This is a genomic window from Acinetobacter pittii (assembly GCF_034067285.1).
GTDB lineage: Bacteria > Pseudomonadota > Gammaproteobacteria > Pseudomonadales > Moraxellaceae > Acinetobacter > Acinetobacter pittii_E.
Genome location: NZ_CP139286.1, coordinates 1081474 through 1096542, shown reverse-complemented (window position 1 = coordinate 1096542; position 15069 = coordinate 1081474). Strand labels below are relative to the sequence as shown.

The 15069-nt window shown below is 38.6% G+C and carries 14 protein-coding genes and 1 tRNA gene; 10 read left to right on the top strand and 5 right to left on the bottom strand.

Annotated elements, in window-relative coordinates; translation table 11 throughout:
• Positions 1–124: 124 nt before the first annotated feature.
• Positions 125–200: transfer RNA gene (locus SOI81_RS05135), tRNA-Asn, on the top strand.
• Positions 201–256: 56 nt separating this feature from the next.
• Positions 257–700, top strand: a complete 444-nt coding sequence (locus SOI81_RS05130; protein WP_320541331.1) for a DUF2726 domain-containing protein — start codon at positions 257–259, stop codon at positions 698–700.
• Positions 701–710: 10 nt separating this feature from the next.
• On the opposite strand, the gene SOI81_RS05125 is transcribed toward SOI81_RS05130, so the two are convergent.
• The 5 genes from SOI81_RS05125 to glnA form a co-directional block, all read right to left on the bottom strand.
• Positions 711–911 carry a hypothetical protein gene (locus SOI81_RS05125; RefSeq protein ID WP_224991419.1) on the bottom strand — a complete coding sequence of 67 codons (201 nt, stop codon included), beginning with the start codon at positions 909–911 and terminating at the stop codon, positions 711–713.
• Positions 912–1018: 107 nt separating this feature from the next.
• Positions 1019–2476 (bottom strand): alpha/beta hydrolase family protein, encoded by a 1458-nt coding sequence (locus SOI81_RS05120; RefSeq protein WP_320541330.1) that lies wholly within the window; start codon positions 2474–2476, stop codon positions 1019–1021.
• 110 nt (positions 2477–2586) lie between these two features.
• Positions 2587–3465 carry a 4-hydroxybenzoate octaprenyltransferase gene (gene ubiA, locus SOI81_RS05115; protein WP_320541329.1) on the bottom strand — a complete coding sequence of 293 codons (879 nt, stop codon included), beginning with the start codon at positions 3463–3465 and terminating at the stop codon, positions 2587–2589.
• Positions 3462–3971, bottom strand: coding sequence for a chorismate--pyruvate lyase family protein (gene ubiC, locus SOI81_RS05110; RefSeq protein WP_174726723.1), 510 nt, complete (start codon positions 3969–3971; stop codon positions 3462–3464). Before ubiC ends, ubiA begins: the two co-directional genes overlap by 4 nt.
• A 126-nt stretch (positions 3972–4097) precedes the next feature.
• Complete coding sequence (glnA, locus tag SOI81_RS05105; protein ID WP_002052696.1) at positions 4098–5513, bottom strand: type I glutamate--ammonia ligase; 1416 nt, start codon at positions 5511–5513, stop codon at positions 4098–4100.
• 775 nt (positions 5514–6288) lie between these two features.
• Between glnA and SOI81_RS05100 the strand changes: the two genes are divergently transcribed.
• The 8 genes from SOI81_RS05100 to blaADC all read left to right on the top strand — a co-directional run bounded on the left by SOI81_RS05100 (position 6289) and on the right by blaADC (position 15030).
• The gene (locus SOI81_RS05100) at positions 6289–7830 is read left to right on the top strand and encodes a peptide MFS transporter (protein ID WP_320541328.1); all 1542 of its coding nucleotides are present in this window, start codon (positions 6289–6291) and stop codon (positions 7828–7830) included.
• Complete coding sequence (locus SOI81_RS05095; RefSeq protein WP_320541327.1) at positions 7827–9629, top strand: aminopeptidase P family protein; 1803 nt, start codon at positions 7827–7829, stop codon at positions 9627–9629. The genes SOI81_RS05100 and SOI81_RS05095 overlap by 4 nt, the downstream gene beginning before the upstream one ends.
• A 300-nt stretch (positions 9630–9929) precedes the next feature.
• Positions 9930–10514 carry an anthranilate synthase component II gene (trpG, locus tag SOI81_RS05090; protein ID WP_016140432.1) on the top strand — a complete coding sequence of 195 codons (585 nt, stop codon included), beginning with the start codon at positions 9930–9932 and terminating at the stop codon, positions 10512–10514.
• A gap of 9 nt (positions 10515–10523) precedes the next feature.
• Positions 10524–11573: an anthranilate phosphoribosyltransferase gene (gene trpD / locus SOI81_RS05085; RefSeq protein WP_320541326.1), complete on the top strand. Its 1050-nt coding sequence runs from the start codon at positions 10524–10526 to the stop codon at positions 11571–11573.
• A gap of 9 nt (positions 11574–11582) precedes the next feature.
• Positions 11583–12389 (top strand): indole-3-glycerol phosphate synthase TrpC, encoded by an 807-nt coding sequence (gene trpC, locus SOI81_RS05080; RefSeq protein ID WP_320541325.1) that lies wholly within the window; start codon positions 11583–11585, stop codon positions 12387–12389.
• A gap of 10 nt (positions 12390–12399) precedes the next feature.
• Positions 12400–13089, top strand: coding sequence for a Smr/MutS family protein (locus SOI81_RS05075; protein WP_320541324.1), 690 nt, complete (start codon positions 12400–12402; stop codon positions 13087–13089).
• 89 nt (positions 13090–13178) lie between these two features.
• Positions 13179–13727 carry a GTP cyclohydrolase I FolE gene (gene folE, locus SOI81_RS05070; protein ID WP_171067934.1) on the top strand — a complete coding sequence of 183 codons (549 nt, stop codon included), beginning with the start codon at positions 13179–13181 and terminating at the stop codon, positions 13725–13727.
• A gap of 151 nt (positions 13728–13878) precedes the next feature.
• Positions 13879–15030, top strand: coding sequence for an ADC family extended-spectrum class C beta-lactamase (blaADC, locus tag SOI81_RS05065; RefSeq protein ID WP_320541323.1), 1152 nt, complete (start codon positions 13879–13881; stop codon positions 15028–15030).
• Positions 15031–15069 lie beyond the last annotated feature (39 nt).

Sequence of the window (15069 nt, the reverse complement as noted above, 5' to 3'; positions counted from 1 at the left end):
TTTTATTATTTTTAATAAAATCAACGTTTCGAGTATTTTTAAACCAAACGATTAGATATTCTCTCTAATTCTGCCATTAAGGCTTGACCCAGCCCCCTTTCCTGCCTAAAATCCTTTTCCAGATTCTCCCATAGCTCAGTCGGTAGAGCGACGGACTGTTAATCCGCAGGTCCCTGGTTCGAGCCCAGGTGGGAGAGCCAAGATTCTTAAAAACCCACTCATCATGAGTGGGTTTTTATTTGTATGATGCTTTCCCATGTTCGAATCGAGTCACTTATTTTTTATTATTTTAGGTTGCGTAAGCACCTGTATTTTTCTTCTCGTTTGTTTACGCCCTTATTTATTTCCAAAACAAAAATTCTTTGCTCGTCCTGTCATTACAAACTTTGAAACTCAAATGTTTATCCGTTTAAAACAAAGTTTTCCAAATTATCATGTGTTAGCACAAGTGGCTTTTAGTGCTTTAATTACCAGTAATGACTATAAAATTCGTAGTCAGTTCAACCGTAAAGTCACTGACTTTGTCATGCTAAATGACAAGATGGAAGTGATTGCTATTATTGAGCTAGATGACCCTACCCATCTTGAAAAAGTAGAAGAAGACCGTATTCGTGATCAAATGCTTACTGAAGCAGGTTACCTAGTAAAGCGCTACACGAATATTCCTACCATACGCCAGTTACAAAAGGATATTCATTAACAAGCTGCTGTTATTTCTTTTCAGAATTTACCGCTTCTTTTTCAGCGATTCTTTTTGCCATTTCTAAACGCTGCTGTTCGTATTGTTTTTTATTCTTCGCATCGCTTTTTGCAGCAAAGAAAAGAATCCCTATAATCAGAAAAGGAATGAGTAAACCTAATCCCATTAATAACCAAGGAACAGATTTTTTTTCAACTGATTGCTGATTCATAAGTGATTTAAACTCGAACATCATTAATTTTAAGCTACGTAACAATATAATAAAAAAGAGCCTATATAAAGGCTCTTTTCTTAAGCTAAATGCTAGTTAAATAAAACTTAGAACTTACCTGTACAGTGCGGGCTTTGGCTAGCATCTTTCTGTGCATCAGTCAGCACAATACCCGTACCCGCTGACATATTAGCTTGAATGAAATCTACAGCATTGGCATTTTCACATATGATTGCTTGAGTATGGGTCGCATTCGGTACAATAGTTAGCTTATAGCCTTTATCATAGCCGGCTTGTGGGAAGAATTTCACAGCATTAGCTTTCATATTATTAAATAAGCTTGTCGTTACCACAGGCAACACAGCTTGATCTTTTTCACCTTGAATAATGAATACTGGTGTTTTAATAACTTTCTCGGCTGTAGCATTCGTCGCAGGTTGAGTCGCCGTCAAGAAGCGTTGAACAACTTGATCTCCTTTAAATTTATTTAGATCAATACCGTACTGGGTAATTTGATGTGCAGGGTCAGCCAAGAAAGCTAAGATTCCCGCTTTAAACTTTTCTTGTAAGCCATTAGCACTATCTGGTGCAGGATAACTTAAACATGCACCATCATCACCTGTACGACCATAAGCCAATTCTGCAATATCAGCCGCTCCTGAAGTAAAAATTGCCTTCAAGTCATAGTCTGGTTGCTGTGCTTTAATCCCTGCACTAGCAAAAGCTGCATATGCTAATAATTCGGCATATCCTTCTGCAGTTTTATCAATTGTAGGTACAGCAAGCGCCAGTGGATCATTTGGAGACATTTGCCCTGCAGCAATCGCTGCATCAATCTGTCTACGCGCTCTAATTGCCTGATCTAGCTTACTAACTGCAAAATTACTATCTTGATTCATTGCGGGATCAATATAAATTTGAATAATTGTTCCTAAGCTTGATGCAGGTGCACCAGCTACAGCACCTTTATAACTTGCATCAGTATTAGCAAATTCAGCAGTTCCCAAAGATGCATGCCCACCTTGAGACTGACCAATCGACATCCAGTCACCTTTTAATTGAGCGCCATAATGTTCTTTTACTGCTTTAACTGCAGCTAAGGCTGATTTTGCCTCACTTGATAAGTTTAAGTACGGATGCACCCCTTGTGTACCTAATCCCTCATAATCTGGTGCCACAATCACATAACCTGCTGCTAACAAAGACTCAGCAAGGATTTTAAATCGCGGATTAATTGTATTTTTACTTGGTGCGCAACCATCACCCACCCCAACAGTTCCGTGTTCCCATACCACTACGCGATAACCATCTTTCGGTTGTGTAGCTTTTGGAAACAATACCATTGCTGTAGCAGTTGCTGTTTTTCCTTGAACATTTGCCATGTTATAAGTCATTACTTTGATCGTTGAGGCATTATCAACTTTATCAATTGCGTAATTACTTTCAGAGACATAGGCTTTATTTGTATCTATCCCAGTGTAATTATCATCATCGTCATTACACGCTGTAAGAAATAATGCTGAAATTGATAATGTTATAGCTAAAGCAATGTTTGACCGTTTCATAGAATATCCTTTTTATATGTTATTTATTCCGCATATTTTTTATGCACAAATATTAAGACATAAAAAAAGTGCTCTGCATAGAACACTTTTCAACCTCATGGTCATTTTTACTATATGAAATTTAAAAATATTCCTAGAAAAATGATTAATCCAACCCAACGATTGTGACGGAATGCCCAAAAGCAGACTTGAGGATTGCGGTCTTTGGTTTTCATTGTTTGATATATAAAATCGAATGCTACAATCACTAAAGCGATGATCGCCCATGGAAATAAGATATTTTCTAAATACAGTGCCGAACCAATCAAAACAAGACTCGTTACCTGTAGGAGTGCAATAATCTGGATGTCATATCGACCGAAAAGAATAGCGGTAGATTTCACACCAATCTTTAAATCATATTCACGGTCAGTAATTGCATATTGAGTATCGTAAGCAACCGTCCAAGCCAAATTACCAAAATAGAGCAGCCAACACGTTATATCTAAAGGCTTACCCATTGCTGTAAATGACATTGGAATACCCCAAGAAAATGCCATACCTAAAACGACTTGCGGTAAATGGGTATAACGTTTCATGAAAGGATATATAAATGCTAGAACCAAACCTCCTAATGCACAGTAAAATGTTGCTATAGGTAAAAAGAACAAGGTACAAGCACTCGCAAATACTAAAGCTAAAAATACATATATAGCTTCTCTTGGGCTAATTACACCAGTTGCCAAAGGACGTGTCTTTGTACGCTCTACATGACCATCTACTTTACGATCAGCAAAGTCATTAATGGCACAGCCAGCAGCACGCATAAAAATTGTACCTAATACCATCGCCAGAAGAATATGTAGAGGTGGCATCCCCTCTACTGCAACCCAAAGTGCCCACATGGTTGGCCAAAACACCAGTTCTGTTCCAACAGGCTTATCAAATCGACATAGATAATAATAAGCTTCTAAGCGCTGACGCCATGTTGTGCCTGTTGCAGTCGTCATAGTAATTCCTTGTCGTGCTGCTGATTTAAAAAAGCTTCAAAAGCCGGTAAGAATGTCTCTTGGACGATAAATTTACATCCATGCCAAGTATAGCAACTTTGCCGTGTCCAACCTTCTGGTAAACGAATGACACGGCGGTCACAAAGCGGAGTGGTTCTTTGAAATAAAAAAAAGCCAATCGGCTTAGAACCAATATGCTGAAATATACGGGCTTTTTTTTGTAAGCTTTGAATTGGAAAAATACTTTTTGCCTTCACCCACGGCTCTGCCTCACAGCCATATAAATAAGTTTCCCTTACCCACGAGGTGTGAGCATGAGACATATTCATCCATTGGCTATCTGCAAAAGTTAAACGCTGAAAGTGTTCTTTAAAGGGTTTTACACTGAACTGGCCACCACCAAGCTCAGTTAATTGTTGGGTCAGAGAACCAGACGCATACAACCATGTTTTCAACTCAGGATTTAAAGTCTTTTCCTGTTTAAGTACTGGTTGCCGTTTACGCATAATCTGCTCACATGAAAACTCGCACCTAGTTTACCCCAATTTTTTGATAAAAAACGTAGAGAATTCAATCAACATTTTGAACAATAAAAAAGCCTGCATAAGCAGGCTTTTTTACGAAAATATGTATTACAAGCTGTAGTACATATCGAATTCAACTGGGTGAGTAGTCGTGTTAAGACGACGTACATCTTCAGTTTTAAGTTCGATGTATGCATCAAGCATTTCTTTAGTGAACACGCCGCCTTTTAACAAGAATTCGTGATCTGCTTGAAGTGCTTCAAGAGCCATATCTAAGCTATGAGCAACTGTTGGGATTTTTGCTTCTTCTTCTGGAGGAAGATCATACAAGTTCTTATCAGCAGCTTCGCCTGGATGGATCTTGTTTTGGATACCGTCGATACCAGCCATCAACAATGCAGCGAAACCTAAGTACGGGTTCATCATTGGGTCTGGGAAACGAGCTTCGATACGCTTACCTTTAGGGCTAGAAACGTATGGAATACGGATAGAAGCAGAACGGTTACGCGCTGAGTAAGCAAGCATAATTGGTGCTTCGAAGTGAGGAACCAAACGCTTGTATGAGTTTGTAGATGGGTTTGTGATTGCATTCAATGCACGAGCGTGCTTGATGATACCACCGATGAAGTACAACGCCATTTCTGAAAGGCCTGCATATTCATCACCAGCAAACAAGTTCTTGCCATCTTTAGAGATAGACATATGAACATGCATACCAGAACCGTTATCACCTACCATTGGTTTAGGCATAAACGTAGCTGTTTTTGCATATTGATGTGCAACGTTCCAAACAGCATATTTAAACTGTTGAACTTCGTCAGCTTTACGTACAAGAGTATTGAAGCTCACACCAATTTCTAATTGGCAAGAAGCAACTTCGTGGTGATGTACTTCTACACGACCTGGGCCCATGATGTCTTCGATTTTCGCACACATTTCTGCACGCATATCTTGTGAAGAATCAACTGGAGGAACTGGGAAGTAACCGCCTTTAACACGTGGACGGTGACCAGAGTTACCAGACTCGTAGTCTTTACCAGTAGACCAAGCAGCTTCTTCAGCGATTAATGTATGACGAGCGCCAGACATATCGATGTCCCATTTCACTTCGTCAAATACAAAGAATTCTGGTTCTGGACCAAAGAATGCAGTATCACCGATACCTGTAGATTTTAAGTATTCTTCTGCACGGCGAGCAATCGAACGTGGGTCACGCTCATAACCTTGACCTGTTGAAGGTTCAATAACGTCACAAGTCACAACTACAGTTGGTTCAGCAAAGAACGGGTCGATGAAACCAGTTTCTGCATCTGGACGTAAAATCATGTCAGATGCTTCAATGCCTTTCCAACCAGCGATTGAAGAACCATCAAACATTTTACCGTCTTCAAAAGTATCTTCATCAATAGAATCAGCTGGGTAAGTTACGTGCTGCTCTTTACCCTTAGTATCAGTAAAGCGAAAATCGACCCATTTTGCGCCACTTTCTTGTATGAGTTGAAGGACCTTGTTCGCCATGCTCATTTTGCTCCAATGAAATTTTGTTGCACTTGTTAAGTGCGTGTTAGTTGCTGGTATTTATATAGCAATTCTCATACCAACTTTATAAGACTTACCTAAAACATTGAATTGCTTATAACTATCGATGATTTAGGTCCCTTGTCTCGAACCCATTATACTGTTTGCATAGTTAAATGCACCATATTCAGACATTTTCAAATTATGGCATACAAGAATAGCTCGCAATCGCCCTAATTTAGTGCAAAATTGTTGCGCCAATATGTATCATCGCATCAATATCTAGCAGTCATTCACGATCATAATACTTTCTTATATAGAAAGCCGACCTTCCTACTGCAATGCATGAAAATAATAATCTATTTTATATGAAATTTTTAAGCTAGAGCTGAGACCATGGTATATACCCCATGATTTGCTAATAAGAGCTTTAAAAAGACTTCGTCTGAATAGATATTTTAAAAATGGAATAGTTTATGAGTTCATACTCATCCATTGAAATTCTAAAGCTTTAAAATATTAATCTAATTTTGTTCTTATTGTTCTTTGTACTAAAGCGAGAGTTGATCAGCTTTGGTGCAGTAAAAACTTTATAGAACCCACCTCACCTTATAATTTTTCTGATCTAATTTTTACCATTTGTTATATACCTTTTTTATACATGACAAACTTGCTTTTCAAGTTAAAAAAATCTAAAAAATGAAACATAACTTTTTTTTATAATTAAACAAACTAAAAGTTTGGTTTTCTCTAAACTACCAATCAGTTCAAAGGATTTGAAATGAAGCATGAAATCGAACAATATGACAGAGCTTTTTTCGGCCATCCAAAACCCCTAAAAACTTTATTTTTTACAGAGCTTTGGGAAAGATTTTCTTATTATGGTATACGGCCTTTACTCGTTCTTTATATGATTGCAATGGTCAACGACGGTGGTTTAGGCCTTGACCGTCCAACCGCTGCAGCAATTGTTGGGTTATTTGCCGGCTCTATGTATTTAATGACTGTTTTTGGTGGTTGGATTGCCGATAACTGGTTAGGTCAGGCACGATCAGTCTGGTACGGTTCCATTATTATTGCGCTAGGCCATTTATCAATTGCCCTCACTACCATTTTTGATCAATTCTTTTTTTATTTCGGTTTAGTTCTTATTGTGCTTGGATCAGGTCTATTTAAAACCTGTATTTCAGTGATTGTCGGAACCTTATATAAAGCTCAGGATAGTAGACGAGATGCAGGATTCTCCATTTTTTATATGGGAATTAATACGGGCTCGTTTATTGCCCCGCTCATTACAGGTCTATTAGCTCGCGATTATGGCTGGCACTTAGGCTTTGGTATTGGTGGCATTGGGATGCTCATTGCTTTATTAATTTTCCGCTTTTTAGCTATCCCACAGCTCCAAACTTTTAATGAGCTACGCCAAGAAGCCAACAGCTGTAGCAAACCTGTCGTAGAAAATAAAAATGCGCCTAAAATTGTATTTAGCTTTTTATTCGCTGTGGCGGTGGTTATTGGATTAACTTTCTTTGGGATTATTCACATCAACCCAGTCGTTGTTGCAACCTACTTAACTGTAGGAATTAGCATTGGGATTATTGCTTATTTTGCCTACTTATTACTTTTCCTGAATTTAGAGCAACATGAAAAATTTAAAATCGTTATTTGCTTCGTTTTATTAGCAGCATCTGCCCTATTCTGGTCAGCTTTCGAACAAAAACCCACAACTTTTACTTTATTTGCCCAAGATTATACGGATCGTATTGTTTTTGGATTTGAGATCCCAACTGTATGGTTTGAATCAATCAATGCCCTTTTTATTATTATATTTGCTCCAGTAGCAGCTTGGCTATGGGCTAAACTAGGTAAAGCAAATAAAGATCCAAGCTATATAAGTAAATTTATTATTGCGTTGCTATTCGCAGCAGGTGGCTTTTTGCTTATGACTTTAGCCAGTCATTTTGCTATTCGTGGCGGAGTAGTTTCACCATTTTGGTTAGTCGGTACTTTATTTCTTCTTACCATAGGTGAACTTTGCTTAAGCCCGATTGGCTTATCAACCATGACCAAACTTGCACCTGATGTCATACGCAGTCAAATTATGGGTTTATGGTTCACTGGTTCAGCTTTAGGCAACCTCATGGCAGGTTTAATTGGCGGACATGTATCGGCAGATGGTATTAATCATTTACCTAGCCTATTTATGCGCTGTGTATTGGCCTTGGTTATTGGCGCAATCGTGTTATTTTTATTAAAGAAACCAATGAATAAATTAATGGGCAAAAGCACCAACAAAGTTCAACCTGATTTGGAAACAATATGAACGATTTAACTGTTCCAGAAAAACTAGCGAAACTTCGTGAACTCATGCGCATTCAGCAAATTGATGCATTTGTTGTGATGAGTGCCGATCCCCATATGTCAGAATATTTACCAGACTATTGGAAGGCGAGACAATGGCTCAGCGGGTTTAGTGGCTCTGTTGGAACACTAGTAGTGACTCAAAGCTTTGCAGGACTTTGGGCCGATGGGCGCTATTGGGTACAAGCCGAGCAACAACTTGTTGGAACTGGCTTTAATCTTCAAAAATTAACAAGTGATGAGTCTTCAACACATTTAGCTTGGATTGGACAAAACTTAGCAGCAAATTCAATCATTGCTGTAAATGGACATACCTTATCTATTCAACAATTTAAAGCACTCGAACATACTGCACGAGTTCATAGCTATAAACTCGAGACTCAAAAAGATTTAGTTGGAGAGATTTGGTTAGACCGCCCAGAACTACCCTCTGAAAAAATCTATTTAATGCCTGAAGGGCTAAATGCACTATCTCGTAAAGAGAAAATTCAGGCTATTCGTGAGACTTTACATAGCAAGAATATTTCAGGGCATTTTCTTTCATCTTTAGATGATATTGCATGGGTCTTAAATGCACGTGGACAAGACGTAGAATACAACCCAGTTTTTCTTTCTCATTTTTATATTAATGCAGAGCAAGCTGTTCTGTTTATTGATAGCAGTAAAATAGACTCAACCATTCAACAAGCTTTCGCAGCCGATGGCATCGAAATTCGTAATTATGAAGATACGTCTAAGTTTTTAACGAATATTTCTGATTCATCTGTGCTTTTAGATCCAGCAAAAGTATCGATTTTTCATGAACAAGCCATCGCAAAAGATATTCAGGTTGTATACGACATCAACCCAAGTACTCTTTTTAAATCGCGCAAGCATGAAAGCGAAATTGCTCATATCCGCCATGCAATGCTTAAAGATGGAGTCGCGCTTTGTCACTTTTTCCATTGGCTAGAAAAAGCACTTCATCAGGGTGAACGCATTTCAGAACTGACTATCGATGAGAAAATTACTGCCTACCGCGCTCAGCAAGACGGATTTATAGGACCAAGTTTTTCAACGATTGCAGGCTTTAACGCCAATGGTGCTCTACCTCACTACCGTGCAACTCCAGAGCAATACTCATTCATTGAAGGCGATGGTCTATTGCTCATTGATTCTGGTGGCCAATATGTAGATGGAACAACTGATATCACTCGTGTTGTTCCTGTGGGGACACCAACAGAGCAACAAAAACGTGACTATACGCTGGTTTTAAAATGTCACATTGCTTTGGCAAAAGCTATTTATCCAGAAGGGTTAGCTGCACCGCTACTCGACTCAATTTGTCGACATACTTTATGGCAACATGGTTTGGATTATCGACACGGAACAGGTCACGGCGTAGGCTTTGCACTTAACGTACATGAAGGGCCACAAGTTCTTTCTTACTATGCGCCTGTACATGCCTACAGCAAATTGCGTGAGGGAATGATTCTCTCTAATGAACCGGGTCTATACCATGAAGGACAATATGGTATTCGTATTGAGAATTTGGTTACAAACAAACTTCACTCAGGCTTTGAAAAAACTTACGGTGAATTTTTAGAGTTTGAAACGCTCACACTGTGTCCAATTCATTTAGACTGTATCGTAGTTGACCTACTAACAAATGAAGAGAAAGACTGGCTAAATCATTACCATCAAACAGTTCAAGAAAGACTCGCTGAACATTTGTCGGGAGAGGTCTTAGACTGGCTGATTTATAACACACGTAAGATTTAATCTTCTCTTTTTATGGGGGCAGAATAATTTTTTATTTCTAATGAAAAGCTTATTCTGCCTTTAGTGTCTTTATCTCTATTTTTAAACAAACTTAATATGCATCAAAGCTTAATTTTTTCTCAAATGTCTAACGAATGAAATAGTTAAACTGGTCACTTCTTTTTTTGTTATATTAGCCGCTTAGAAAGCGGCTTTTTATTTGATCAAATAAAGGTACTTTTTAAAAAGTGAGTAACATTGTGAGTAAAACTCTAGTCACTTAATTAAATATATATTAATTATCATGAGGTTAAGTTCATCATGCTTCTAATGATCGACAATTACGACTCTTTTACCTACAACATCGTCCAATATTTTGGCGAGTTGAATCAGGAAGTAAAAGTAGTTCGCAATGATCAAGTCACATTAGAGGATATTGAACGATGGCAACCTAAATATCTGGTTATTGGTCCTGGTCCTTGCTCTCCAAGTGAAGCGGGTATTTCCATTCCTGCAATTAATCACTTTGCCGGAAAAATTCCTTTGCTTGGCGTGTGTTTAGGGCATCAAAGTATTGGGCAAGCGTTTGGCGGAAACATTGTAAGAGCCAAAACGGTTATGCATGGACGTTTATCTGATATGTACCACAGCAATAAAGGTATTTTCAGTAATCTCCCTAGCCCATTCTCGGCAACTCGTTACCACTCTTTGGTGATCGATCAGCAAACATTACCTGATTGCCTTGAAGTCACGTGTTGGACCAATGAAGCAGATGGCTCAATGGAAGAAATTATGGGTGTTAAACATAAGACATTGCCTATCGAAGGTGTGCAGTTCCATCCAGAATCTATTTTGAGTCAACATGGCCATCAAATCTTTAAAAACTTTTTAGATATTTATGCATAAGTGATCACTATGAATATTCAACAAGCACTTAACCATATAACAAAAAATATTCACCTGACTCAGCCGCAAATGGAAGACATTATGCGCAGCATCATGCAAGGTGAGGCAACCGAGGCACAAATTGGTGCTTTGATGATGGGCCTTCGCATGAAAGGTGAAAGTATTGACGAAATTACTGCTGCCGCACGTGTTATGCGTGAATTCGCCATCAAAATTGATGTGAGCGATATCAAATACTTAGTTGATATTGTGGGTACTGGCGGTGACGGACAAAACTTGTTTAATGTATCTACCGCTTCAAGCTTTGTCATTGCAGCAGCAGGCGCAACTATTGCAAAGCATGGTAACCGAGGCGTTTCGAGTAAATCAGGTTCATCAGACTTACTTGAGCAAGCAGGAATTAATCTTGATTTAGACATGCAACAAACTGAACGCTGCATTCGTGAGATGGGTGTAGGGTTTTTATTTGCTCCAAATCATCACAAAGCAATGAAATATGCTGTCGGCCCACGTCGTGAGCTTGGTGTTCGCAGCATTTTCAATTTACTTGGCCCGCTTACGAATCCGGCCGGCGTAAAACGCTTTGTGATTGGGGTATTTTCAGATGAACTTTGTCGTCCGATTGCAGAGGTTATGAAGCAACTCGGTGCTGAACATGTCATGGTGGTTCATTCAAAAGATGGACTCGATGAAATCAGCCTTGCTGCTCCTACTGCTGTTGCAGAACTCAAAGACGGCGAAATTACTGAATGGACGCTTACCCCAGAAGATGTCGGAATTGAATCACAAACTTTAAATGGTTTAGTTGTTGCGGATGCTGCTGCCAGCTTAAAGCTAATTAAAGATGCGTTAGGTAAAAATAAAACTGCTATTGGTGAAAAAGCAGCAAACATGATTGCACTTAATGCGGGTGCAGGAATTTATGTGGCTGGTATTACCAAAACCTATGCTCAAGCTGTTTCATTCGCTCAAGATATTATCTACGGCGGACAAGCTTTAGAAAAAATGAGTGTTTTGGCTGAATTTACCAAAACATTAAAACAATGTCAGGCAGATTAAGGATTTCTCATGATTAATATTCAAAATACCATTTTAGGTAAAATTGTTGACCGTAAACATGAGGAACTTGCTGCGCGTTTAAAACAACGTAATTTACAGGATGTTGAAGAACTTGCGAAAGCTGCAACTCCGGTAAGAGGATTTGCAAAAGCGTTACAACACAAACGCCCTGCCGTGATTGCTGAAATTAAAAAAGCGTCTCCATCAAAAGGTATTATTCGTGCAGATTTTAATCCTGCTGAAATTGCCGAACAATATGAACAAGCTGGCGCAGCGTGTTTATCTGTTTTAACTGATGTTGATTTTTTTCAGGGTGCAGATGAAAATATCGCAATCGCAAGAAGCCACTGTGCTTTACCCGCTTTACGTAAAGACTTTCTGATTGATCCATATAATGTAGTTGAAGCACGTGCTTTACATGCTGACTGTATTTTATTGATTGTTGCCTCTTTGTCAGACCAGCAGCTCGAAGAAATGTCTAAAACTGCTTTTGAACATCAACTCGATGTATTGGTTGAGGTTCATGACGAAGAAGAACTTGAACGTGCTTTAAAGTTGTCTGAGCAATGTATATTAGGTGTGAATAACCGTAATTTAAAAAATTTTGATGTTGATTTAAACACATCAATTCGTTTGAAAAATTTACTTCCTGCCTCTCGTTTACTCGTGACTGAAAGCGGCATTGCCACTCCAGATGATGTTCGCATGATGCAAGAACATGATATTCACACCTTTTTGGTTGGTGAAAGTTTTATGAAACAACCAAGACCAGATCAAGCCTTTAGTGCCCTTTTTGGACAACCCCAAACGGTTTAATAGAAGATATATGAGTAATAAAGATTCATCGCTTTCTAAAGAGCAACAAAAGTTATTGAAGCAATTTAAAAAGCAAATCTCCAATCCTCATTCAAGCAAAATCGCAAGTCAGCCTGAGGTCAAACAACCTCAGGCTGAGTCTGAAGAATTGGAAAATGCAAATCTGTTTCAAAGTGCTGTAGCAGGTGTTAAACCCATCAATAATAGTAATATTGCTGATGTGAGACCCCCTCGCGTAAAAAAAGTTGATGCTCAAACATTAGCAAAACGTGCAGCTGCCGAAGGCGGGCGTGACACTGAACATGCCGAGTTATCTGATACTCAAGCGGCTTTAAACCCTGTCGCAAGCCAAGCGACCTTAAGCTATCGCCTTGCTACCCTTCAGCATAAAGTATTTGAAGACTTAAAAGCTGGCAAAATGCGTTGGTTTGAAGCTGTCGATTTACACGGCTGTACCATTGAACAAGCACGTGATGCGGTTCTACAAATTATCCAGATCGCAAAAGATGAAAATCAAAATGTGATCAAGATCGTACATGGTAAGGGCCCAGAAGCTGTCTTAAAAACCTATGTCAACGGATGGTTACGCCAACACCGCGATGTTTTAGCCTTTGTAAGCGCTCCAGAAAATCAAGGTGGCACAGGTGCCGTTCTCGTACTGCTTAAACGTGCAGAAAAAAATCCCAAGTACCAACAATAATCGGCATTTTCTACAGAATTCAGACTTTTTATAGTTTTCTGATAGAATGCCGTTTTGTTCAACCAGTGTAAGTGAACATTCTTATGTCTATGCAGCAATCGTACGCAAATATTCTGACTGCCGTCGGTGAAGATCTTGATCGTCCCGGCCTTAAAGATACGCCTGTGCGTGCGGCTAAAGCTTTTTCATATTTAACTTCTGGCTATAGTAAAACTTTAGAAGAAGTCACCAATAATGCTGTTTTCCCATCAGATAACCATGAAATGGTATTGGTGAAGAATATTGAATTTTATTCGCTTTGCGAACATCATCTCCTTCCATTCTATGGTCGTGTTCATGTTGCCTATCTACCGGAAGGCAAAGTTCTCGGCTTGTCGAAATTTGCACGTATTACTGAAATGTTTGCACGTCGTTTGCAAATTCAGGAAAACTTGACTCAGCAAATCGCAGAAGCTGTGGCTGAAGTGACTGGTGCTCGTGGTGTAGCCGTAGTTATTGATTCAGCACATATGTGTATGATGATGCGTGGTGTAGGTAAGCAAGAATCAACTACACGTACTGTGTCATTTATTGGTGATTTTAAAACTGATAAAGAAGCACGTCGTGAGTTCTTAAGTGCCGTACCTGAAAGTTACTAATTTTTATTTAGTAAACTAATTAAAGCCCGACTCAGTTGGGCTTTTTTTACATCTTAATACTTCGCGAACTCCATAAAACATAACAATTAAATTATGTGATTTTTGTTATAAAAGTACCCATCTTTATTTTTAAAAAATTTATGAGCTAATCATGCGATTTAAAAAAATTTCTTGTCTACTTTTATCCCCGCTTTTTATTTTTAGTACCTCAATTTATGCGGGCAATACACCAAAAGACCAAGAAATTAAAAAACTGGTAGATCAAAATTTTAAACCATTAATAGAAAAATATGATGTGCCGGGTATGGCTGTGGGGGTTATTCAAAATAATAAAAAGTATGAAATGTATTATGGTCTTCAATCTGTTCAAGATAAAAAAGCCGTAAATAGCAGTACTATTTTTGAGCTAGGTTCTGTCAGTAAATTATTTACCGCGACAGCAGGTGCTTATGCAAAAAATAAAGGAAAAATCTCTTTTGACGATACGCCTGGTAAATATTGGAAAGAGCTAAAAAATACACCGATTGACCAAGTTAACTTACTTCAACTCGCGACGTATACAAGTGGTAACCTTGCCTTGCAGTTTCCAGATGAAGTACAAACAGACCATCAAGTTTTAACTTTTTTCAAAGACTGGAAACCTAAAAACCCAATCGGTGAATACAGACAATATTCAAATCCAAGTATTGGCTTATTTGGAAAAATTGTTGCTTTGTCTATGAATAAACCTTTCGATCAAGTCTTAGAAAAAACAATTTTTCCGGCCCTTGGCTTAAAACATAGCTATGTAAATGTACCTAAGACCCAAATGCAAAACTATGCTTTTGGCTATAACCAAGAAAATCAGCCGATTCGAGTTAACCCCGGCCCACTCGATGCCCCAGCATATGGCGTCAAATCCACCTTACCGGATATGTTGAGTTTTATTTATGCCAACCTTAACCCACAGAAATATCCGGCAGATATTCAACGTGCAATTAATGAAACACATCAGGGTCGCTATCAAGTAAATACCATGTATCAAGCGCTTGGTTGGGAAGAGTTTTCTTATCCGGCAACGTTACAAACTTTATTAGACAGTAATTCAGAACAGATTGTGATGAAACCTAATAAAGTGACTGCTATTTCAAAAGAACCTTCAGTTAAGATGTACCATAAAACTGGCTCAACCAACGGTTTCGGAACATATGTGGTGTTTATTCCTAAAGAAAATATTGGTTTAGTCATGTTAACTAATAAACGTATTCCCAATGAAGAACGCATTAAAGCAGCTTATGCTGTGTTAAATGCAATAAAGAAATAATCGTCTTTTCTAAAAACAAAAAGAGAAATGAATAATCTC